Origin of the sequence: uncultured Tenacibaculum sp. (genome assembly GCF_947498805.1) — a bacterium.
Classification (GTDB): domain Bacteria; phylum Bacteroidota; class Bacteroidia; order Flavobacteriales; family Flavobacteriaceae; genus Polaribacter.
Map to the genome: position 1 here is coordinate 57592 of NZ_CANMLT010000008.1, position 25896 is coordinate 83487.

Below are 25896 nucleotides of genomic sequence, written 5' to 3' on the forward strand. Positions count from 1 at the left end.
ATTGACATTCATAAAGCGAATTATTAACACTTCATATTATAATTGTTCTTTTGATTTTATAAAATACATAAACTATTTAAAATGAAAAACAAACTACTTTATTTTATGTTGTTGGTTGTCAGCTTATCTTATGGGCAAATACCAACTACAGATTTAATAAAATCTTATGAATTTACAAACGGAAGTTTAGTGAATCAAACTACTCCAGGGATTAATGATTTATCTCCAACAGGTACAGCAAGAGTATCAACTACAGATTTTTTAGGTACTGCTAATAATGCATTAATATTAAATGGAGACTCCTTTGACGGTGGAACAAGAGATGATGGATCTCAAGTTGTAGGTAGAGAGGATGCATCTATTAGTTTTTGGATAAAAACAGGAACTGTAAATAGTACACCTCAAAATATTATACAACAAACTGGTACTTCTGGATTTGGAAATTACGGTTGGTTTACAGAATTAGTTAATGGAAAAATTAAATTAACCTCTAACTTTTTAAAAAACGGAAACCAAGCAACTCCTATAAGAGTTATTGAGTCTTCAACCATAGTTGCAGATAATAATTGGCATCACGTTGCAATTGTATTTCGTAGAGAAAGTTTTTCCTTTAATGGAACGCCTGCTCATGGGCTTAGAAGAACTATCTACATAGATGGTGTACAAGAAGCAACAACTCGTGATGGTGGAGCTTCTTCAGTAAACTTAGTTTATGTAAACTCTGCTTTAGAAACGGTTAAAATTTCTGAAGGAAATAATAAATTTATAGAAACTTTAGATAATATAAGAATTTATAATACCGCATTATCAGATGCAGATATAGCTTCTTTATATGGTGAGCTTCCACTAATTACTTATGTAAACCAAAATGCCACAGGTAATAACGACGGTACATCTTGGGCAAATGCTTATACAAGTTTACAAGATGCTATATTAGCTAGTAGTCCAGCAAATCAGATATGGATAGCGCAAGGAGCATATAAACCAAGTACAAATTCAAGGACGGCATCGTTCGATATTATACACGATAATATAAAAATTTACGGAGGGTTTTCTGGTAATGAAACACATATAAATCAAAGAGACATAAATAACAATGTAACTATATTATCTGGCGACATTAACGGAGATGATTCTGGCGTCTTTTTTACTGGATATAATCGTGGAGACAATAGTTACCACGTCGCAAAAATTAATGGAAATAATATTTTATTAGACGGAATACAAATAAACGATGGTCATGCAGATTTAAACACTAACGAAAATAACAGAGGTTCAGCAATTATTGTAAACCCTGCTGTAAATGGTTTTACTGTAAAGAACTGTAAATTTAAGAGTAATGTATCCACCTCTGGAGGAGCCATTTTTGCATACTTTAATGCTACTGCCAATGTTGTAATAGAAAAATGTGTATTTAATAAAAATTTAAGTGTTTACGGTAGTGGTTTATATTTGTTAACTGATACCAACGCTACTCTCAATATCTCTGTATCAAATTCTCTTTTTAACAATAATGAATCCACTGATGCTGGTTCAACTTTAGGATTATCTGGTAGCGCAATGTGGATTAGGTCAATTGGTGCATCATCTCAAATTACAGCTACGATAGCTAACTGTACATTCGCAAATAATTTTGATAGAGGGTCAGCGACTAATTCTCAAAAAGGTCCAGTTGCTTTGTCAGAACAAAATGGTAACTCTCAAATAACTGCAGCTATAAATAATTGTATTTTTTATCATAACCGTATCAGTGTTAATCCAAATAACACAACAGCTAGTACAGCTGTTAATAGAGCGCATAAAACATTACCTGTTACTTTAACGGTTAACAATTCTATTGACGAAAATGCGTTTTCTAATTTAACCTCAGGTACAACAAGTATCTTGTCATCAAACCCTTTATTTACAAGTACAACCGACTATACATTACAATCAGGCTCACCAGCTATTGATGCAGGCAATAATACTTTTGTTATTGGAACTACCGACTTAGCAGGTAATCAACGTGTTTTTAATACCACAGTAGATATGGGGGCTTATGAATTTGGAGCAACAGCACCTATAACAAGAGCTTTAACCATCAATGCAACAAACGGAACGGTTACTACAAACCCGAACCCGACCAATGGAACCTATGCCGACGGAACAGTAGTAGCTTTAACAGCAACACCAGCAACAGGATATCAATTTGATGGCTGGAGTGGCGACGTTACAGGAAATACAAACCCAATAAACATTACTATGGATGCTGACAAAACAGTAACCGCTACGTTTAGTCAACAATGTTTAGTAAGCATCCCTGATACTAATTTCAAAAACTATTTAGTTGGTAACACAGCTATAAACACAAACGGCGACACCGAAATACAATGTAGTGAAGCCACTGCTTTTACAGGAACTATAAATGTGAGTAACCAAAATATTTCAGACTTAACAGGTATTGAAGCATTTACCAATATAACAGAATTAGATTGTGGTGAAAATCAATTAACTAGTTTAAATGTGACTCAAAACACAGCATTAACAATGCTTCGTTGTGCTGGTAATCAATTAATCAGTTTAGATGTAAGTCAAAATACAGCATTGACACAACTTTATCTTCAAGATAATCAAATTACTAGTTTAGATGTAAGCCAAAATACATTACTACAATATATTTACTGTTATAATAATCAATTAACTAGTTTAGATTTAAGTCAAAATACTATGTTAATATCTTTACAGGTTTATAATAATCAGTTAACTAGTTTAGATGTAAGTCAAAATACAGCATTAACATTACTTGCTTGTGCTAATAATCAATTAACCAATTTAAATATAGCAAATAGTAATAATGCTAATATTAATATTTTTAATGCTCTTAATAACGCTAATTTAACTTGTATACAAATAGACGCAGGCTTTACACCACCTACAAATTGGCAAAAAGATGCAGGTGCTAGTTATAGTACTAATTGCAACCCTCAACGTACTTTAACCCTTAACGCAGCCAATGGTACCATAGCTACCAACCCAAACCCAACAAACGGAACCTATGCCAACGGAACAGTAGTAGCTTTAACAGCAACACCAGCAACAGGATATCAATTTGATGGCTGGAGTGGTAGCGTTACAGGAACTACCAACCCAATAAACATTACCATGGATGCTGACAAAACAGTAACCGCTACGTTTAGTCAACAATGTTTAATAAGCATCCCAGATGCAAATTTTAAAGCTGCTTTAGTTGGTAACACAGCTATAAATACCAACGGCGACACCGAAATACAATGTAGCGAAGCAACTGCTTTTACAGGAACTATAAATGTGAGTAATCAAAATATTACAGACTTAACGGGTATTGAGGCATTTACTTCTATACAAGTTTTAGAAGCAGCAAATAATCAACTTACAAATATCAATATTACAGCAAATACTCAATTACTAGCTTTAAGAGTAGGTAATAATTCAATTAATAATATAAATATCTCTTCAAATCCTAATTTAGTTGCTTTAGAAGTACATAATAATCAGCTTACAACTATAGATATTTCTTCAAATCCTAATTTGATACATCTTTATTTACAAAATAATAGTATAACAAGTTTGGATATTAGTTTACATAGTGCTATTAATTATCTAAATGTTAGTAATAACAATTTAACCAGTTTAAATGTAGCTAATGGAAATAATACTAACTTTTATGATGCTTCAAATGGGGGTGGAAGCGGAAACCCAGCAATGGATGCTCGCGGAAACACAAGTTTAACCTGTATACAACATGACTCTAATTTTACACCACCAAATAGTCCAGCAAGTTCACGTTGGGAAAAAGATACAACGGCAAGTTGGAGTGATAATTGTAGTCCTCAACGTACCTTAACCATCAATGCAACAAACGGAACAGTTACAACCAACCCAAACCCAACAAACGGAACCTATGCCGACGGAACAGTAGTAGCTTTAACAGCAACACCAGCAACAGGATATCAATTTGATGGTTGGAGTGGCGACGTTACAGGAACTACCAACCCAGTAAACATTAATATGGATGCTGATAAAACAGTAACCGCTATGTTTAGCTTAATTCCTCAAGCTCCTATTCCAACATTCGTAAATTCGCCCGCTAATATTTCAGGAGCTTATACAGCAACTATTAATTTTAGTAGTGCAGTAACTGGTTTCGACATGAGTGATATTCAAGCAACAGGAGCTAGTTTAAGTAACTTTACAGCGGTAAGCGGTACCGAGTATACGGTATTAGTAACACCAACAAGCATTTGTAGTACAACTGTTACATTACAAGTACCAGCAAATGTAGCTCAAGGTTCAAATAGTATAAACAATGTGGCTTCAGCTGTTACTACAATTAATGCAGTTGATAACTTTGGTCCAACAATAGTAGCACAAGGTTTCACTTTACAATTAGATGCAAACGGACAAGCAACCTTAACTGTAGCGAATATTGATAATGGAAGTACAGATAATTGTGTAATCGCTACAAGAACGCTAAATAAAACAAGTTTTACTTGTACAGATATTGGTGTAAACACAGTAACATTAACTGTAACAGATGCTTCAAATAATCGTTCAGACGCTACAGTAACGGTAACTGTTGTAGATAGCATTGTACCAATAGTAGCTGTACAAAACATTACAGTGCAATTAGGAACTAACGGACAAGCAAACATTACTACTGCTGATATTAATAATGGTTCGTCTGATAACTGTGCGATAAGCTCAATGAGTTTAGATAAAACAAACTTTACTTGTAACGATTTAGGAGCAAATACAGTAATATTAACTATTGAAGATACTTCTGGTAACCAAAATACAGCTACAGCAACGGTTACGGTAACTCAAAATCCGAATGCACAATTAGCAGCTGTAACACAAAATATTACAGTTCAGTTAGATGCAAACGGAAGTGCAACCATAACTCCAGCACAAGTTGATAACGGATCAGGAAGTGGATGTAACAGTAATCCTACATTAAGTTTAGACAAAACAACATTCGATTGTTCTAATATTGGAACGAACACAGTTACTTTAACAGCAACAGATTCTGGTACAAGTGCAACAGCTACAGCAACTGTAACCGTTGAAGATAAAATGGCTCCAACAATAGTAGCACAAGATTTCACCCTACAATTAGATGCAAACGGACAAGGAACATTAACTGTAGCGAATATTGATAATGGAAGTACAGATAATTGTGCAATCGCTACAAGAACGCTAAATAAAACAAGTTTTACTTGTACAGATATTGGTGCAAACACAGTAACATTAACTGTAACAGATGCTTCAAATAATCGTTCAGACGCTACAGTAACGGTAACTGTTATAGATAGCATTGTACCAATAGTAGCTGTACAAAACATTACAGTGCAATTAGGAACTAACGGACAAGCAAACATTACTACTGCTGATATTAATAATGGTTCGTATGATAACTGTGCGATAAGCTCAATGAGTTTAGATAAAACAAACTTTACTTGTAACGATTTAGGAGCAAATACAGTAACATTAACTGTTGAAGATACTTCTGGTAACCAAAATACAGCTACAGCAACGGTTACGGTAACTCAAAATCCGAATGCACAATTAGCAGCTGTAACACAAAATATTACAGTTCAGTTAGATGCAAACGGAAGTGCAACCATAACTCCAGCACAAGTTGATAACGGATCAGGAAGTGGATGTAACAGTAATCCTACATTAAGTTTAGACAAAATAACATTCGATTGTTCTAATATTGGAACGAACACAGTTACTTTAACAGCAACAGATTCTGGTACAAGTGCAACAGCTACAGCAACTGTAACCGTTGAAGATAAAATGGCTCCAACAATAGTAGCACAAGATTTCACCCTACAATTAGATGCAAACGGACAAGGAACATTAACTGTAGCAAATATTGATAACAGAAGTACAGATAATTGTGCAATCGCTATAAGAACTTTAGATAAAACCAGTTTTACTTGTAGTGAATTAGGTGCTAATACAGTTACTTTAACAATTGTTGATAATTCTGGAAATACAGCAAATGCCACAGCTACAGTAACTGTTGTTGAAACAGTAGCACCAACTGTTATTACTCAAAATATTACAACAGCTTTAGATGCCAACGGAAACTTAAATATTACTCCACAGCAAATTGATAATGGAAGTAGCGATGCATGTAGCGGAATAGCAGCAATGAGCTTAGACAAAACATCGTTTAGTTGTCCTAATTTAGGAGATATAACAGTAACCTTAACAGTAACTGATAATAGCGGAAACAGCGCTACAAAAACAGCTGTTGTAACTATAACAGGACTTGATGAAGATAATGATGGAATCTCAGATGCATGTGATAGTAAAGAAATTGTTTTAAGCAAAGGTTTTTCACCAAATGGAGATGGAGTAAATGATACTTGGGTAATAGAAAATATAAATAATTATCCGAATAGTAAAATAGAAATTTTTAACCGTTGGGGAGAAAAAATGTATCAAGTTAATAATTACCAAAACGACTGGGATGCAAAATCAAACCAAAGAGGAGGTAGTAACGAAAAATTACCTGTAGGATCATACTTATATATTATTAATTTAAATGAACCTGGTTTTGGTACAATTCAAGGTTGGTTATATATAAACTACTAAAAAAATCAATCTAAAATAAAATACAAATGAAATTATATAATATAAAATATACACTTGCTTTATTAGTAATAATGGTATGTGTCAAAGTACAAGGACAACAAGATCCGTCATTTACAATGTATAACCTAAATATGAATATCATTAACCCAGCTTATGCTGGGGCTAATGATGGGTTAGAATTAACAACATTAATAAGAGGGCAATGGGTAGGTATAAAAGATGCGCCATCTACCCAAACACTATCACTATCTTATCCTATAGGTAAAAATGTAGGTTTAGGGTTATCTATTGTAAACGATCAAGTATTTGTAACCAAAGAAACAGATGTATATGTTGATTTTTCTTATAAGTTAAAATTATCAGAAAGTAATACTTTATTTTTAGGATTAAAAGCAGGAGCTACTTTCTTTAATACAGATTTAAATTCATTAAATATTAACGATCCACTTTTTAATCAAAATGTAAATCGTACTAATCCAAATTTTGGAGCTGGGGCATATTTAAAAGGAAAAAATTACTATGCAAGTTTATCAGTTCCTGTTTTATTGCAAAGTAAAAGATATGAAAAAGAAGGAAACGTAGTTACTTCTGCTTCTGATAAACCACATATTTATTTAGGAGCTGGATATACATTTGATTTACAAGGTGAGTATAAATTAAAACTAACACCATCGTTTATGACACGTTATGTTTCTGGTGTTCCTCTTTCTGCAGATTTAACTGCCACAGTAAGTCTTTTAGATAAAGTAGAATTTGGTGTATCTCACCGATTAAAAGAATCTTTTAGTGGTCTTTTAATGTTTCAATTTATTAAAGAGTTTAAATTAGGATATGCCTATGAACATGCTACTAACGATATTTCGACCTATAGTAGCGGTTCTCATGAATTTGTTTTTAAGTTTAGTTTTTAAAAGGTAATTCCCTTTCCCTTTTTTTAAAGCCCAGTTGTAATGACTGGGTTTTTCTATTTTACTGATTTTTCCCTTCAAAAATTCTCAAAAACAGACTTAACATCATTAACCTTTGCTTTGTTATCAACTTGATGATACATGTTAAAGGTTTTTAAATCTTTGTGACTACTGATACTTATAATAGTTTTATCAGCAATACCTTTATTTCTCATTATTGTTATAAAAGTTCTTATTGCTGTATGAGTTGAAATACGTTTATAAAATAGTTTAATAAAAGTTTTCTATTCTACCCCTTTAGTTCTTGTATATTCAACCTCATTGGTAAATCCCGTTTCCTTTAAAATATCTTTGATATAATCATTATACTTTTGATTAGACATAAGTGGTAGATTACAACTATACTTCTCCAATATTGATTTAGATATTGACATCAAAGGAACTTTCCTATTCGGTTTAGAGCGATTTTTTTCTTTTTTCAAAACAATACAATCATTATTATTAATTGTTCTTTTATTTACTCTTTTTAATTCTCCATAACGCATCCCAGTTAAACACTGAAAAATAAAAAACATCTTTAATTTTATTTAGCTTTTTATCTTCACAACTAAAATTATAGGGAGTTTTAATCTCCTCAAAGCACAAAGCTTCTTCTCTGGTTAAAAATCGTTTAGGCTTCTTAAAATCAACAAACTGTATAACGTCAGCAAAAAGTGAACTTGATATAGTTATTATTTTAAAACACTATTAATTTAGTGTTTGTGTCTTCAAAATTAGACTCTATTTTAATGTCTTATTCGTAATCTAATTAATTTTATAAGTAGCACCGATATAATTAGCCCTTAATTCTTCTGAAACTTGTTTAAAAGTTTCATAAAGTAAAGGAGGCGAAAAGTATCTATTTAATTAATCATCAGGTAACTCTCTAACAGTTCTGGTTATTATACCCCTTTACTTATAGATCAACCTAAACCTGTACTAGAAGCTATCTCTGACACCCTAAAACCTCCAGAATGATATCTTAAATTTATAGAGAAACTAATGTCCTTAGTTCCAATAGAAGTAATAGAGTATCCTTATACTTTGGTATACCAGTATTGAGAGAAACTGGTGTCTCAAAAAAATTACCTAAACTAGACAAATCAGTTGATAGTGGTACAATTTTAGGTAATTCTTGCGTATACAAGAACACAGATAATAGCATTAAAACAATACTTAACATAGCTTTTCCATAAAAAAATATTTGAATCTGCAATTTACTTTTTACTGTTCCAAATATATAAGGTTATATCAAATACTTAAACCATAAAAAAACATTTCTTGTCTTTTTTTAAACTTACTACGAAATAAACAATATCATGCTTCAAAAACTAAGCCCACATTTTAGTCATAAAATCTTTAACTGTATCTTGGTTTGTCTTTTTATATTTTAATAATGTATCTGCTTTTTTTATCCCAACTATCTTCATAATTATGTGATCTGGCACCCCTTTCTCTGAAGACAAGGTTATAAAAGTTCTTCTTGCTGTATGACTACTTACTAATTCCCATTTATCATAATATTGTGTAACCTTTGATACTCCTCTATAAGTAGTTTTTTTGACCTCAGCATTTATTTCAGCTTGTTCACAAACCTCTTTAATGTAATCATTGAACTTCTGCCCTGATATTTTGGGAATCTTCCAATCGTATTTATCTAAAAGGTTTTTAAGTTTATCATGTAATGGAACAAAACTCTCAACAACTGTCTTTTGTGACTTCTTTATAATCATATCATTTTTAACATCTGCTTGTTCAAAAATAGAATAATCTGAAAAACGTTGTCCTGAATACACTCCTATCAAAAAAACATCTCTTACACTTTCTAATCTTTCTTCTTTTAATCTTACGTTTTCTAATTTTTGCACCTCTTCTTCTGTTAGATGAATATCATCTGTATCATACCCTTTTACAGGATTTTTTAAATTAGGTATTTCTATCTTATAATTTTCTTTTACCCATGTTAGAAAAGTAAATAGAAAAACAATATGTCTTTGTAGTGAATTATCATTATAACCAACCTTCCCTACTTTAGTTTTTATACTTCTTGCCTTCTCTTTATTTACTAACCTAGGAAAATCACGCAAAAAACCGCAATATGCATCTAACCAACTACTATTAAGGTCTTTAAAAACTGTCATTCTATTTCGATAGTCATCAAACAAAATAATCTTTTTCATTAAGTTAGTATACTTTATCTTCCAATTCTTAGTAACTGCTCCATTTTGTTGTTTACTATCTATAAATGATTGAATAGCTTCACTAATAATTTGTGATAATTCAATATCTAATAAAGCGTCCTTGTATTTAAACTCTTTATCAAAAATTAACTTTAATTCTTCTTTAAGTAAATTTTTATTCTTTATCTCATAATGAACAATTGTATCATCCAACAAATCCTTATAATTATCTAAAACAAGAGATATTTGTTTAGACTTTTTACCCACTCCTCCTCTTTTTAATTTTGGATAACGAGAGTTTGAATCCCAATCGGATGGAAGTATTTTTTGACCTGTACTATACTTAAAGTTCTTCCTCTCTGATTTTAAATGATATATTAAATAAATTAACGTAGGTTTAATTGACTTTGGTTCTTTTAAATAAAAATACATTTTATTTTTTGTTACAAATATACATAAAGGGGAATATATAGGGGAAACAAAATATATTTTTAAACTAATTTAAAAGAATCAAAAAAAAACATAAAAATCAATAATTAAAAGGCTATTGTTTACGATTTTAAAAACAACATACAACCTCGAACAATAATTAAAAGTCCCGTCCAGACCGCAAAAAGCTCTTCAAATTTTTTGAAGAGCTTTTTCTTTTTACACCTAATTTATTTATCGCTACTGAATAGGATTTAAAACGAAATAGCACCATCTAGATTAACCAGACAATGCCATTTCTTACATTCAAACCCTATAAAATAAAAACGTTTAAAAAATTCTACATTTAATTAACTTCATTATTATTATTTATCTCCGAAAGTGGTACTGGTAAATACGCATGATCTGCAGTACTAAACCCAGTTCTTCCTGCTGCTTGCATCGCTTGATCTAACATTCCCCATCTTCTCAAATCAAAGAACCTAACCGATTCTAATGACAACTCCATGGTTCTTTCATGGATAATTTGCTTTCTTACATCCTCCTGAGTGGTAGCCGTAATGGCTGGCATTAACCCATGTTTTGATCTAATTTCATTTATCAATGGTATCGCTTGTGAAGTTGATCCTGCCTCATTCAATGCTTCAGCATACATCAACATGACATCTGCATAACGCATTAATGTAACATTCAATCCTATATAGCTATTATTCCACACATAATTAGGCAACCATTTTCTATAATACACCTTACCAGCATTTGTACTATTGTATTGCCAATCCATTAACTGATCCCATGTATACCCTTGCATTCTTGGAGTAGCGGCATCATTATAATAATCATCTCTAAAATAAAGTGTTCCATAAAGTCGATTATCATACAAACCATTCGTTGCAATTTTCCCCTCAGATTTCATAACCGTTTCTAATGCTTTCGTAGCTTCTAAACCACCCCAGCCACCTATTGACCAATCTCCAATAAATGCATGTAAACGGGTAGCATTCCACGAAGTAGCATCACCAGTTTTAAATTGTAATTCAAAAACCGATTCAGAATTGTTTTCATTCTCTCCATTAAACAAACTAAAGTAATCACTCACCAATGAATAACCACCAGTACTTCCATCTACTACAGGTTTAAAAGCATCTATTGCATTTTGAATATCTGACGATTCAGCTGATGTAGCATCTCCTGCTTTATGTAAATATGCCTTTCCTAAGTAAGCCAAAGCCGCTCCTTTCGTAGCTCTTCCAACCTCGGTTACTCCTTTATCAGAAAGCATTGTAGCTGCATTTTTAAAGTCATTTATAATCACAGCCCAAGCTTCTGATCTTGTAGACAACGCCATATCTAATGTAGTAGCTGTTGGAGACTCTTCTCTTATAATTATTTGATCAAATAATGTTAATAATTTAAAGTGATAATACCCTCTTAAAAATGTAGCCTCTCCAATAATTTGCTTTTTCTCAGCATCGGTAATCTGATCAGGAGTCATTTGCCCCACTTTCGTAATCACCTGATTTGCAAAGTTTACACCTCTATAATTAGTATCCCACAAAACCTTTATGAAAATATGTCCATTTGTATAATTAAAATTGAAAATAGACATCCAGTGCGCGTAGTTAGCAGCATCCGGACCAGGCAAAGAATAATCTGACCTAAAATATTCAACTACTGGTCTTCCTTCTTGCCAACCATCCCAAAAATTACTTCTTGATTCTAATTCAGAATACGCCGCCGTTAAACCTTCTTTTGCATCTTTTGCATTTCTCCAAAAAGAAGCCGAAGTTAATTCATCCGGTGATTTCTGATCTAAAAATTCATCATCATTACACGACATTAAACCTGTAATTAATGCTATTGCTAAAATTTTATTAAAAATTCTCATGTTGTTTGTCTTATAATTGTAATTGAAATCCTAAAATAACTGACTTGAATTGTGGATATAGCGATCTATCAATACCTCTAGAAAGCACAGACCCTCCTACTTCTGGATCTAATCCGCTATAATCAGTAAACGTAAATAAGTTTTGCCCCGTCACATATACACGAAGCTTATTAATATGAACCTTCTCTAATATTTCTTGCGGGAAAGAATATCCTAATTGAATTGTTTTTATTCTTAGGTAACTCCCGCTTTCTAAAAACCTTGTAGAAGCGCGATTATTCCCATTTGGATCTCCTAAAACAGCTCTAGGAATATTTGTATTCGTATTTGTTGGTGTCCAAGCATTTAAAGTTACTGCTTCAAAGTTTCGACCACTATCCATACCTATAGATTGAAATCTGTTTCCATTGTATATCTTATTTCCTCCAACACCTTGAAAGAAAATATTGAAATCGATTCCTTTATAATCGGCATTTAAGTTTAAACTATACTCATAACTTGGTAACGCACTTCCTTGATAAACCTCATCTTTACTATCCAATACTCCATCTCCATTTTGATCTACAAAACGAATATCTCCTGGAGCAGCATTTGGCTGAAGCGTTCCTGACGGATCATGAGCATCGATTTCCGCTTGCGATTGAAAAATACCATCTGCCACTGGTAAGAAATAAGCACCTGGCTCATATCCTAATTTTGTTTGATTTACAAAATGATCAGCTCCAAATAAAAGACCAGCTCCTCTAAGAATTTGCGACTCATTACCCAGTCTAGTCACTTCACTGTTTAAAGTCGAAAATGTTGCAGTAGCAGAAAAATTAACCTCGTTTATTTTAGTACGATAATCTAAGTCAAACTCGAAACCACTATTTTGAAATTCACCAAAGTTTACTATTGGATTATTCACAATCCCCGCATTTCCAGGTAACTCTCGTGTTAACAACACCTTATCACTTATTGTCTTATAGTAATTGATACCACCTTTTAACGCTCCGTTTAAAAGACCATAATCTAAACCAATGTTAGTAGAAGTACTTTCTTCCCACTGTAAATCTAAATTTTCCAAGTCTGTTACAATACTTCCTGAAGCAGAAAGTTGAGGATCACCAAAAACATATCCTCCATTACCTTGACTACTACCTTGTCTAATCAACACCTGATGACCATAATAACCTAATGCAGAATCATTACCCGCCTGTCCCCAACTTGCACGAAGCTTTAAGAAACTAAACACGTTTTGATTCTCCATAAACTTTTCTTCTGAAATCTTCCATCCTGCTGAGAAAGAAGGAAAAACTCCGTATTTCCTGTTTTTACCAAACTTAGAAGATCCATCTCTACGCACACTTGCTTGAAATAAATATTTATCATCATATGTATAGTTAAATCTTCCAAATTGAGAAACTATATTATACCTTCCGTTTGAACCAGACCCTGAAAATGTAGCCTGTGCCGAACTAAATGCACTTAGCGTGTTAAAGTTGTTATCCAACAATTCAACAGCCTCTCTCACACCATTAACTTCTTTATACCCTTGAGCTTGCACATAGTTAAATTGTGTAAGCGTAGAAATACGCTGATAACCTGCCAATAATTTAAAATCATGCTTACCAAAATCTACATTGTAATTAGCAGTATATAACTGATTGATTTTTCTTAAAAAACCATCATTTTCAGAAATAAACGAGTAGATATTGTTTTCACTAGTATCATTATCTCTCGCTCTAAATGCCGGGTTAAAACTAAAATCAAAATTAGTTCGATCAGAAAAAGAGTAATTCGCTTTAACATTCAGACCCTTCAATATTTCGTACTGCGCACTAAAATTTGTTAAGAGATATCTAAACTTGGTATAACGCTGTCTAAAATGATCATCAGCAACAGGGTTTCTATGATCTCCTATTTGCCCATCTCTATACCCAAATCCAGACTCTTTTGTATCATCGTATACTGGAATTAAAGGAGAAATTCTAAAAGTTTCCCCTAAAGAAAATTTATACGGATTTCTTTTTGTTTCTGTATAGTTAATATTTGCAGACAACGTAACTTTATCTGACTTTAAAGTTCCATTTACAAAGAATCCTTTTTTAAGAAAAGAAGAACCAATTAACAAACCTTGCTCATCAGCATAATTACCACCAAAGCTATAATTCAAATTTCCTGAAGCTCCAGAAACTCTAGCATTCAGCAAATTAAGATACCCACCTCTATGTGTTTCATCAATCCAGTTTGTATTTACATTAGGTGGATTGGTTACATAAGCTGGCAATGCGTTACCTGCATTCTCATACATCTGCCTATGAACACTTACATATCCATCAGCATCTAATAACTTAAGTTTCTTACGCTGTGTATTTACACTATACGATTGCTCTATTTCAACATTTATCTTACCTCTTTTACCTTTTTTAGTTGTAATAATAACAACCCCATTAGCTCCCCTAGTACCATATATTGCTGTAGAAGAAACATCTTTTAATATTTCTATAGAATCAATATTTCTAGGATCTATAAAATAACTATCAGCCTCTACCCCATCTACAATATATAAAGGCTGGTTGTTTCCAAAAGAAGCTATCCCTCTAATTAAAATACCCGGAGCTCCACCTGGAGACCCACTAGAAGAAGTCACACTAACACCAGCAACTCTTCCTTGTAAAGCTTGAGCTGGTGTCGTTGTAGTTACTTTTGTTAATTCTTCAGATTTCACCTGCCCGATAGCACCTGTTAAATCACTTTTCTTTTGAGTTCCATACCCTACAATTACCACCTCTTCTAAAGATTCTACATCCTCTTCTAAAGTTATATTTATCGTAGTTTGATTCCCCACTAAAACTTCCGTTCTTTTATATCCTATAAATTCAAAAATTAACACCGACGACGATGTTGCATTAATTTGATAGTTCCCGTCAAAATCAGTATCAACTCCCCTTGTTGTACCTTTTATTATTACCGACGTTCCCACTAAAGCCTCTCCGTTATTATCAACTACTTTTCCTGTAATCTTTTTCTCTTGTGAAAAAAGACCCGCCGAAACCATTAATAAAAAACAGACTAGTAGGGTTTTAATTTTATTTTTAAATAAAATTTGATTTTTTTTTAGTTGTTTTCGTTTCATAAATGTTAAATTAATTATTCCTTGTTTTTTACCTAAAACCTCATAGAAACATTGTAAACAAAAAGGTTTAAACTCCTTATTTTCAATAAAACTACTCAGCTAATTTAACATCCAAATCAAAAAAAACAAACTAGTACCTACCAGTTTGTTTTATTTTAAAGAATTTATATATTTGTTTTATGAGTATCATTCAAATACAAGAAAAAGCAGGTATACCTAAGTACAAACAGATAGTTTCTTCTATTGAAAATGCAATTACCTTTAAAAAGGTAAAAAAAGGAGACAAACTCCCTTCAATCAATAGTATAAAAAACAAACACAAACTATCTAGAGACACCGTTTTACTTGCTTACAATGAATTAAAAACAAGAGGCATTATACAATCTATTCCTGGAAAGGGATATTATGTAAATAGCGAAAGTGTTCATATAACTCAAAAAGTATTTTTACTTTTTGATGAGCTTAATACTTTTAAGGAAGATCTATATAAGGCACTCATAAAAAATTTAGGAGAAAATATTGAAGTAGATATCTTTTTCCATCATTTCAACTATGAAGTATTTAAAAAACTAATCTTTGATCATATAGGTAATTACCACACCTATATTATTATGCCCGCTAAATTGAAAGGAATTGCTCATATACTTGAGAATCTTCCAGAAGAGAAAGTGTATTTATTAGATCAAACAAATGAGGAGTTAAAAAAATACCCTGCCATCTACCAACCTTTTGAAAAAGACATTTTTAATGGCTTATTGGATGGTATTGACTTAATTAAAAAATACGACCGTTTGATTTTTCTTTTTCAAGAAGACAAACAACCTGATGGTTTACTAAGAGGTTTTGAAAAGTTTTGTAAAATGAATCGCGTTCATGGAATTCATATTGATTCATTAGAAGGTTTCTCTATTGAAAAAGGAGATGCTTTTATTATACCTGACGACCGAAACCTCATACGTATTATAAAAAAGACGAAAGAACTTCGATTTAAAATAGCCCAAGACATTGGTATTATATCATACAACGACACCTTATTAAAAGAAATTGTAGAAAACGGAATCACAACTATCTCCACGGACTTTAGAGCTATGGGTAAAAAACTGGCGAGTATGATTCTTAATAATGAAAGAGAGAAAATTGAAAATGAAAATAAATTAATAATTCGAAATTCAATCTAGAGAATTGCAAACTATACAACACATACATAAAGATTCCCCCACAATCTCTATGCTAAAGGGAACTTCAAAAGTTGAAGTTTCCTTAGCAAATGGTGGAAGCATATCAAACTTAACTCTTAACAAGAAAGTTATTATCAAAAACTTTTCCGAGGAAGTTAACTATAAACTCTCCTATGCTTCTGCCATTCTTTTTCCTTTTGCCAATCGTATTTTAAATGGTGAGTATGAATTCCAGAATAAAAAGCACCGATTAAAGCAAAACACCAATAAAAACAATGCAATCCATGGTTTACTCTATAACAAAACTTTTAAAGTTAGCGAAAGTAAGCAAGGCACCAACTGTGTTTCTACAACACTAAGTTACATTCAAGAAACAAAAGAAAGTGGATTTCCTTTTCTTTTTAAAGTAGACCTCACATATACTTTGTTTGAAAATGAATTAAGTTTAAAAATTATGATCACAAATATTGATAATAATTCATTTCCTTTTACCATTGGATGGCATCCTTATTTTTATTCAGCTAATAGAGAAAATAGCTTTTTAAAACTAAAAACAGAAAAAGAAATTATACACAATGACCAAATGATTCCGGTTAAAATGGAAGACAGTAAACTTCCTGATAGTTTTCAAATATCTAAACAGAAATTAGATAATTGCTATTTATTAAAAGACAATCATGTAATTTATAAAACAGACGATTACACTATGAAGCTAAGTTCTTCTTTCGACAAGAACTTTATTCAAATATACACTCCAGAAATAGACAATCATATAGCTATTGAACCTATCACAGGTCCTTCCAATAGCTTTAATAATAATGTTGGATTAAAAATCCTATCTCCAAAAGACACTTTTAACATCCAATGGACCATTCAATTACAAGATGAATAAATTAATCACCATCATAAGTATTCTAGTACTTGCTACAAGTTGCAACACAAAAACTAGCGTAAAAGAAACTAATTCTTTTAAACTCGTTGAGACCTATAATAATCTATTAGATTATACCATTAGCCCTAAAAAGAAATTTGACAAAAATGGTTTAATGTATTCCGATCAAGGTGCTTGGTTTGCCTATTCTTTCCCTAGTTCAAATGACCAAACTGGGTTTTCCGGACCCTTTCTTATGACGCAACAAAATGGTGTTTGGAGTAGTGAGCATTTAGCTCTATTAGAAATTGAAAATCAACAATGGAATCATCATACAACCACTAGTTACAATAGTCATTTAGAACAAATTTTCACCTCAAAAGACCTACAACTTACACAAAAACTAGTTTTTAGTTCTGGACATACTGCATTCATTCAATCTGAAATAAAAAACATTTCTCGAGAAGACGTTTCGACTAAATATTATTGGAAAAACACTCCTATATTAGGAGATAGCTTAACCTTATCTTCTTCTGCCAAAGAGATAAAGATAACTTCAACAAAAACCAATGCTATTGGTTATTTAAAATTTCCTGACAATATAAAAAGCTGCAACAACAACCAATACCAAACTGAATCTAAACAAATTAATCTTGCACCTAACGAGACTAAAACAATAACCATTTCTCAAACTTTTATTTTCCCAGAATACTCTTGGGAAAAAGAACAACAGAAAATTACAACTACTTCTTTCGATAAACTTTTACACGAAAGACAGCAAGAAAAAGAGAAACAATTAGCAGCTTTAATCAACAATCGAAAATCTCAATTTAACGATTCTATTTATGCTCAAGTACTGGCAAAAACACACCTTACTTTACAAAACAATTGGTGCATTCCTGCTGGAGAAATAAAACATGAAGGATTATTTCCTAGCTACCATTATGTATGGTTTAATGGATTTTGGTCTTGGGATTCTTGGAAACACAGTGTAGGTTTAGCGTATTACGATACTGATTTGGCTCAGAAACAAATTAAACTGATGTTTGATTTTCAAAATGAAGATGGATTTGTTGCCGATTGTGTTTATAGAGATACTTCTATTGAAGCACATAACTACAGAGATACCAAACCACCACTTGCCGCTTGGTCTGTAGTTAAAGTTTTTGAAAAAAGTAAAGACACAGCATTTGTAAAATACATGTATCCTAAGTTGAAAAAGTACCATCAATGGTGGTATTCTAAAAGAGACCATGACCAAGATGGACTTTGTGAATATGGTTCTACGGATGGAAGTTTGGTTGCTGCTAAATGGGAAAGCGGTATGGATAATGCGATTCGATTTGACAATTCTAAAATTTTAAAAAACAGTGAGGGCGCGTATTCATTAAATCAAGAAAGTGTTGACCTCAACGCGTATCTTTATGCAGAGAAACTCTTTTTAGCAACATTAGCAAATATTGTAAACAAAACAGCAGATGTAAAACAATATCAAGAAGAAGCTAAAACACTTAAAGATAAAATTCAAAAACAGTTTTATGATCAAAATGATGGTTGGTTTTATGATACCAATATAGAAGGAACGGATTTTATAAAAGGTGAAGGCAGTGAAGGATGGACCGCTCTTTGGGCAAATGCTGCCAACGCCAAACAGGCTGAAGCAGTAAAAAACAACATGATGAAACCTTCTAAGTTCTTTACCAAAGTACCTTTTCAAACCATGAGTGCAGACCATGAAAAATTTGATCCTTTAAAAGGATATTGGAGAGGTCCGAATTGGTTAGACCAAGCTTATTTTGGCATTAAAGGATTACGTAATTACGGTTTTAACTCTGAAGCTGACAAAGCTACCATTCAGATTTTAAAAGGAGCTGAAGGTGTTTTAGAAAAAGGACCTGCTATTAGAGAAAATTATCATCCTTTAACAGGAAAAGGATTGCACGCTCATAATTTTAGTTGGAGTGCTGCTCATATAATAATGATGTTACAAAATAATTAAGAGACCTATGCATATAAGAAAATCAATCACGAACGACTTGCAACGACTAATGGAAATATTTCATTATGCGCAACGCTTTTTGGCTTCTTTAAATATTGATCAATGGCAAGATGGATATCCAAATGAAGCACAGATACTTAATGACATACAAAATAATGAAAGCTATGTGGTAGAAAACAATGAAGATGAAATTATTGCTACTTACATGCTAACCACTTCCAATGAACCAACATATAATGAAATAGACGGTAATTGGATTACAAGTACCGATGCTATTTATGGTGTAGTTCACCGTATAGCCGTTGGAGAAAACTGTACTCAAAAAGGAATGGGAACAACTCTAATTAGTTATTGCGAAGAGCAATTAAAACAACAGAATATAGCCTCTATGCGTATTGACACCCATCCTGATAATTTAGGAATGCAACACATTCTTAAAAAGCTTAAGTATACCTATTGTGGTATTATCAAAGTAAGAAATGGAGCCACTAGATTGGCTTTTGAAAAACTACTATAGCCTTATTTTCATGAACTACAACACCATAAAAATAACTACTACCCAAGCAGAAGCTATTCTTTTAAAATTATTCAACATTAAAGGAGCTGCTAAAGAACTACCTGGAGAATTAGATTTTAATTTTAGAATTAAAGTTGAAGGGAATTACCAGTACATTTTAAAAGTATCTCGACCTGAAGAAGACGAGGGGTATTTAGATTTTCAGCAAAAACTATTACAGTTTATTGAACAGAAAAATGAAACATTGGTGAGTCCTAAGGTTATTAAAGATCTTGAAGGAAATAGTATCTCTGAAATTATAGACAATCATGGTCGCAAACGAAAAGTACGATTGTTAACTTGGGTTTCTGGGAGAGTATGGAGCAGTGTGAATCCACAGCTAGACGATTTGCGCTTCAGTTTAGGAACACAATGTGGATTATTAACCCAAGCACTACAAGGATTTGACCACAAAGAAGCACATCGTACTTTTGAATGGGATGTTGCACAAGCTTTATGGACAACAGAACATTTACACTTATTTTCTTCTGAAGAAAAAGATATCCTAGCATATTTTCAGCAACAATTTAAAAGCCTTCAAAAAGAATACACTTCACTGAGAAAAGCAGTAGTTCATAATGATGCTAACGATAATAATGTTATTGTTTCTAATGATTTGTTATCTCCTAAGGTTGAAGCCGCTATAGATTATGGAGACGCCATTCATACTCAAATAATTAATGACGTTGCCATTACTTGTGCCTATGCTATTATGCATCATAATAATCCGTTGGAAGCGTCATTACCAATTATAAAAGGATATCACACCACATTCCCTCTACTAGAAGAGGAATTGCAATATTTATATATTTCTATTGCCATGCGCTTGGTTATTTCTGTGACCAAATCAGCAATAAACAAACAAAAGGAACCTGATAACAAATACCTGCTTATTTCTGAAAAACCTGCTTGGGAAGTACTAAAAAAATGGTATACCATAGATCCAGACTTTGCCTATTTTACCTTTAGAGATGCTTGCGGATACTTTCCTCACCCTAATCAAAAAACTTTTGAAAACTGGGCTTCGCAACAAAACTATAAACTAACAGATATCTTCCCTACAATTCAAAAGGAAGAAGTTACACCTTTAGATTTAAGCATAGAAAGTAAATGGCTAGGTCATTCTTCTGATTTTAATGATCCTGATATTTTTCAGTTTAAAATCAATCAACTTCAAAAAGAACATCCAACAAAAATAATTGCAGGCGGTTATGAAGAAGCGCGTCCGTTATATATTTCTTCGGAATATGACCGTATTGGAAATTCTGGACGAGAAAGCAGGACAGTACATTTGGGAGTAGATTTCTGGCTACCAGAAAACACGCCTGTGCATGCTTTTATGGATGGTGAAATTGCTGTTCTTACTGATAATAACAAATACAAAGAGTATGGCGGACTTATAATTTTAAAACACCAAACAGCAGATTTTGAGTTCTATTCTTTATACGGACACTTATCATTGGCTAGTTTAGAAAATAAAAAAGTTGGTGATATTATTTCTAAAGACACTCAAATAGGAACTTTAGGTACCCCTCAAGAAAATGGATTCTGGGCACCACATCTACATTTCCAACTATTGTTCTCTATGCTCAATTTTGAAAATGATTTTCCTGGAGTAGCTTATTTTTCAGAAAAAGAAGTTTGGAAAAGTTTATGTCCGAATCCGAATCTACTTTTCAATGCTAATGCACTAAACATTGCTAACACTTCTAATAACACCGAACTAATTGATTACCGAAAACAACATTTAGGTAAAAGTTTAAGTCTTCAATACAAAATTCCTATCAAAATGGTACGTGGAGAAGGCGTGTATTTGATCGATCAATATGGAAACAAATATTTAGACACTGTAAATAATGTAGCACATGTTGGACATGAGCATTCAGCTGTAGTAAAAGCTGGTCAGCAACAAATGAGTTTATTAAACACCAACTCCCGTTATTTACATGAAAATATTAATCAACTTGCTAAAGAATTACTAGAAACCCTACCTCCAGAGCTTAGTGTATTACATTTTGTTAACTCTGGAAGTGAAGCCAATGAACTAGCTATTCGAATGGTAAAAGCACATACCAAACAGCGTGATATTATTGCTTCTGAAGTTGGGTATCATGGAAATTCAAATATGTGTATTGATATTTCATCCTATAAATTTGACGGTAAAGGAGGTACAGGAGCACCTGAGTACACCCATATTTTTCCGCTTCCAGATACCTTTAGAGGAAAATATACAGAAGCAGATGCTGCAGATAAATATGCTGAAGAAGTACAAAAGCTCATCGAAAACATTCAGCAAAAAGGGAGAAATGTAGGCGGAATGATTTTAGAACCTATTATTTCTTGCGGTGGACAAGTAGAATTACCAGAAGGATTCTTACCAAAAGTATACAAACATATTCGAGACGCTGGTGGAGTTTGCATCTCTGATGAAGTTCAAGTAGGCTGCGGACGTGTAGGTAAACATTTCTGGGGATTTCAGTTATACAATGTAATTCCTGACATCATAACTATTGGAAAGCCTTTAGGAAACGGACATCCCTTAGCAGCTGTAGCTTGTACTCAAGAAGTTGCCAACTCTTTTGCCAATGGTATGGAGTATTTTAACACCTTTGGTGGTAATCCTGTTTCTTGTGCTATTGGTACGGCAGTAATACAAACCGTAAAAAGAGAAAAACTTCAAGAAAATGCACTTCATGTTGGAGAGTTTCTAAAAACAGAATTGCAAGAACTTGCCAGTAAGTTTCCTATTATAGGAGATGTACGTGGCCAAGGACTTTTCTTAGGATTTGAATTGGTTGACAAAAACAAAAACCCACTCACACAACAAGCTTCTTACTTAGCCAACAGAATGAAAGATCATAAAATTCTGATGAGCACTGATGGAAAGGACAACAATGTTTTAAAAATAAAACCTCCAATCGTATTCTCAAAAGCCAATGCAGAAGAATTGATACAATATCTAACCAATATTTTTAACGAAGACTATATGCTTAATTATGAAATCTAAGGCTCTCTATATACTGCTATCCTTTCTTATTCTAAGTTGTCAAAACCAACCTTTGAAAAAAGTAAGTGAGCAAAAAAACCATTATAATCATCAAGTGTTTGAGGAAAACAAACTTCCTCCACGAGCTTCTTTTTTTGCTTTTGAAACAGACGACATTTCAAAGAAAGAAAATTCCAATCGATTCTTAAACTTGAATGGAGATTGGAAATTTAATTGGGTAAAAGATCCCAAACAACGTCCTACTACATTTCATAACACAGATTTTGATGACTCTCAATGGACTACCATTCCGGTTCCTGCAAATTGGGAAGTAGAAGGTTTCGGAAAGCCCATTTATTTAGACGAGCGTTATCCATTTACCACACAATGGCCAGAAGCTCCGAAAGACTACAATCCTGTAGGTACTTATCGAAAAAACATCACTTTAGATAATTCATTTTTATCAGAAGATATTATCCTCCATTTTGCTGGAGCAAAATCGGCTATGTATTTATATATCAACGGGCAATATGTTGGATATTCACAAGGAAGTAAAACTCCTACAGAATTTAACATCACCTCATACTTAAAAGAAGGAGTAAACCTTATTGCTTTACAAATGTTCCGTTGGTCGGATGCAAGTTATGTTGAAAGTCAAGACATGCTGCGTATGAGTGGTATTGAAAGAGACGTATATCTATATAGCAGACCAAAAGTTTACATCTCAGATTATCACGCAAAAACTACTTTGGACAATTCTTATACCAATGGAATTTTAAACGGAACAATTGCCATTACCAATGATACATCAAAAGAGGTTACTCAAAAACTTGATGTTTCCTTAGAAAATGAAATCATCGCTTCAGAAGACATCAATATTCCAGCCAATACAACTATTGAATTTAGCACAAACAAAATTCTAGAAAATGTAAAAGCATGGTCGGCAGAAGCTCCGAATTTATACAAATTCAAGATCTCTTTAAACGATAATCAATTTATCAAAAAGAATATTGGTTTTAAACGAGTAGAAATTAAAAATGCACAAGTACTCATTAATGGAAAAGCTGTTTATTTTAAGGGAGTAGACCGACATGAAACCGATCCACATACAGGACATGTAGTTTCGAAAGAATCAATGCTAAAAGATATTTTACTAATGAAACAGAACAATATCAATGCGGTTCGCTCTTCACACTACCCTAACGATCCTTATTGGTTGGATTTATGTGATACCTATGGCTTATATGTTATTGACGAAGCCAATATAGAAAGCCATCCTTTAGCTATTTCCGAAGAAACACAAATAGGAAATGAAATGAGTTGGTTCCCTGCTCACATGGCACGTACTAAACGAATGTATTATAGAGATCGTAACCATCCTTCTATTTACTCTTGGTCTTTAGGAAATGAAGCTGGAGAAGGAAATGTATTTAGAGCTACTTATAAATGGTTAAAAGAACAAGATGATAATCGTATTGTGCAATATGAACCCGCTGGAAAGGAGGACTACACAGACATCTATTGTCCAATGTATCCAAAACCTGAGTACTTAATCAACCATGGAAAATCTGATTCTGATAAACCTTCGGTAATGATTGAATACTGTCATGCCATGGGAAATTCTGTAGGAAACCTACAAGATTATTGGAACATCATAGAAAAGTATCCAAACCTTCAAGGTGGTTATATTTGGGATTGGGTAGATCAAAGTTTAGAATACAAAGATGAAAACGGAAAGCCCTACTTAGCTTATGGACACGATTACCATCCTGATTTACCAACAGATGGTAACTTCTTAAACAACGGATTAGTAGACCCATACAGAAATCCACATCCACATTTATCAGAAGTAAAAAAAGTATACGAACCTGCGCATTTTGAACATCTAGGTAATGGTAAAATTAGACTTACCAACAAGAACTTTTTCACTGACTTTTCTGATAAAACTATCAGCTGGAGACTTTTAGAAGATGGAAAACCTACCATAAAAGCTTCAGGAATTCGAATTAATGTAGCACCTCAACAAAATTTTACTTGGCAATTAGAAAAATTACCTCAAAAATTCGATTCTACTAAAGAATATATACTACAAATTAGCTTACATCAAAAAGAAGAAAAAAACGGACTTCCAGAAGGCCATGAAATTGCATGGGATGAATTTACACTTCAAAAAGGACAATCAAATACTCCAAATACATCTTCAAAAGATGAATTAAAAATTAATAGAACAGAAAAAAACTTTCATATAAAAAATAACACATCTGATGTCACCATTGATGCAAACACTGGTGAAATTATTTCATGGAAATATGAAGGAGAAACGGTTATCAACTCCCCTTTGAAACCAAATTTTTGGCGTCCTCCTACAGATAATGATTTAGGAAATGGAATGGACAAATGGGCAAAAATATGGCAAGAAGCTTCTTATAACTATAAAGCAAAACTATTAAAAACACCTGCTCTCTCTAACTCAGGAGTTTCTTATGAAGTAGCATATGATGTACCAGAAAATATCGGAAGAATAAAGATAGTTTATATCATTGGACATGATGGAACACTTCATATTGACTACGGTTTTACAGCATTAAAAAAGAAGCTCCCTAACATACCTCGATTAGGAATGTACCTAACCTTACCAAATACTTTTAGCGAAGTATCTTGGTACGGGAAAGGCCCAGAAGAGTCTTATTGGGATAGAAAAACTGGACAAAAAACAGGAATCTACACTGGTAAAATCCAAGAACAATTCCATAGATATTCTCGTCCGCAAGAAACAGGAAACAAAACAGATATCCGTTGGGCAGAACTTTCTTCTAACACATTAAAATTAAAAGTTACTGGAAACCAATTACTGAACAGTAGTGTATGGCCATTTCATATGAAGGAACTAGACTTCACTAGTGATGAAGCAGGGAAATCAGCTTCAGGATTAGTTCCTGTGACTAAAAAACATGGTGCAGACATTAAAATTGGAAATACCATACAATGGAATATTGATTATCTACAAATGGGCGTTGGTGGCGATACTTCTTGGGGACGTTTAGTACACCCAGAGTATACCATTCCTGCTAACAAAAGATATACATATTCATTTACAATTCACCCTAAAAAAATATAATC

At 32.9% G+C, this 25896-nt stretch carries 11 protein-coding genes; 8 read left to right on the forward strand and 3 right to left on the reverse strand.

The window, feature by feature from the left end; translation table 11 throughout:
• The first annotated feature begins 81 nt into the window (after window positions 1–81).
• Both Q0873_RS15490 and Q0873_RS15495 read left to right on the forward strand, forming a co-directional pair.
• Window positions 82–6624: a gliding motility-associated C-terminal domain-containing protein gene (locus Q0873_RS15490; protein ID WP_299108978.1), complete on the forward strand. Its 6543-nt coding sequence runs from the start codon at window positions 82–84 to the stop codon at window positions 6622–6624.
• A 26-nt stretch (window positions 6625–6650) separates the two neighbouring features.
• Window positions 6651–7535, forward strand: coding sequence for a type IX secretion system membrane protein PorP/SprF (locus Q0873_RS15495; protein WP_299108980.1), 885 nt, complete (start codon window positions 6651–6653; stop codon window positions 7533–7535).
• A 1367-nt stretch (window positions 7536–8902) separates the two neighbouring features.
• On the opposite strand, the gene Q0873_RS15500 is transcribed toward Q0873_RS15495, so the two are convergent.
• The 3 genes from Q0873_RS15500 to Q0873_RS15510 all read right to left on the reverse strand — a co-directional run bounded on the left by Q0873_RS15500 (window position 8903) and on the right by Q0873_RS15510 (window position 15186).
• Window positions 8903–10183, reverse strand: coding sequence for a hypothetical protein (locus Q0873_RS15500; RefSeq protein ID WP_299108981.1), 1281 nt, complete (start codon window positions 10181–10183; stop codon window positions 8903–8905).
• Window positions 10184–10526: 343 nt separating this feature from the next.
• The gene (locus tag Q0873_RS15505; protein WP_299108983.1) at window positions 10527–12068 is read right to left on the reverse strand and encodes a RagB/SusD family nutrient uptake outer membrane protein; all 1542 of its coding nucleotides are present in this window, start codon (window positions 12066–12068) and stop codon (window positions 10527–10529) included.
• A gap of 10 nt (window positions 12069–12078) precedes the next feature.
• The gene (locus tag Q0873_RS15510; RefSeq protein ID WP_299108985.1) at window positions 12079–15186 is read right to left on the reverse strand and encodes a TonB-dependent receptor; all 3108 of its coding nucleotides are present in this window, start codon (window positions 15184–15186) and stop codon (window positions 12079–12081) included.
• A 179-nt stretch (window positions 15187–15365) separates the two neighbouring features.
• Between Q0873_RS15510 and Q0873_RS15515 the strand changes: the two genes are divergently transcribed.
• From Q0873_RS15515 to Q0873_RS15540, 6 genes are read left to right on the forward strand one after another with little or no spacing between them, the layout of a single operon-like run.
• Window positions 15366–16364, forward strand: a complete 999-nt coding sequence (locus tag Q0873_RS15515) for a GntR family transcriptional regulator (RefSeq protein WP_299108988.1) — start codon at window positions 15366–15368, stop codon at window positions 16362–16364.
• A gap of 49 nt (window positions 16365–16413) precedes the next feature.
• Window positions 16414–17256 carry an aldose 1-epimerase gene (locus Q0873_RS15520; RefSeq protein WP_299108990.1) on the forward strand — a complete coding sequence of 281 codons (843 nt, stop codon included), beginning with the start codon at window positions 16414–16416 and terminating at the stop codon, window positions 17254–17256.
• Complete coding sequence (locus Q0873_RS15525) at window positions 17249–19234, forward strand: trehalase family glycosidase (protein ID WP_299108993.1); 1986 nt, start codon at window positions 17249–17251, stop codon at window positions 19232–19234. Before Q0873_RS15520 ends, Q0873_RS15525 begins: the two co-directional genes overlap by 8 nt.
• 7 nt (window positions 19235–19241) lie before the next feature.
• Window positions 19242–19751, forward strand: coding sequence for a GNAT family N-acetyltransferase (locus Q0873_RS15530; protein ID WP_299108995.1), 510 nt, complete (start codon window positions 19242–19244; stop codon window positions 19749–19751).
• 10 nt (window positions 19752–19761) lie between these two features.
• Complete coding sequence (locus tag Q0873_RS15535) at window positions 19762–22797, forward strand: aminotransferase class III-fold pyridoxal phosphate-dependent enzyme (protein WP_299108997.1); 3036 nt, start codon at window positions 19762–19764, stop codon at window positions 22795–22797.
• Between the two features lie 52 nt (window positions 22798–22849).
• The gene (locus Q0873_RS15540; RefSeq protein ID WP_299109000.1) at window positions 22850–25894 is read left to right on the forward strand and encodes a glycoside hydrolase family 2 TIM barrel-domain containing protein; all 3045 of its coding nucleotides are present in this window, start codon (window positions 22850–22852) and stop codon (window positions 25892–25894) included.
• Window positions 25895–25896: the final 2 nt, after the last annotated feature.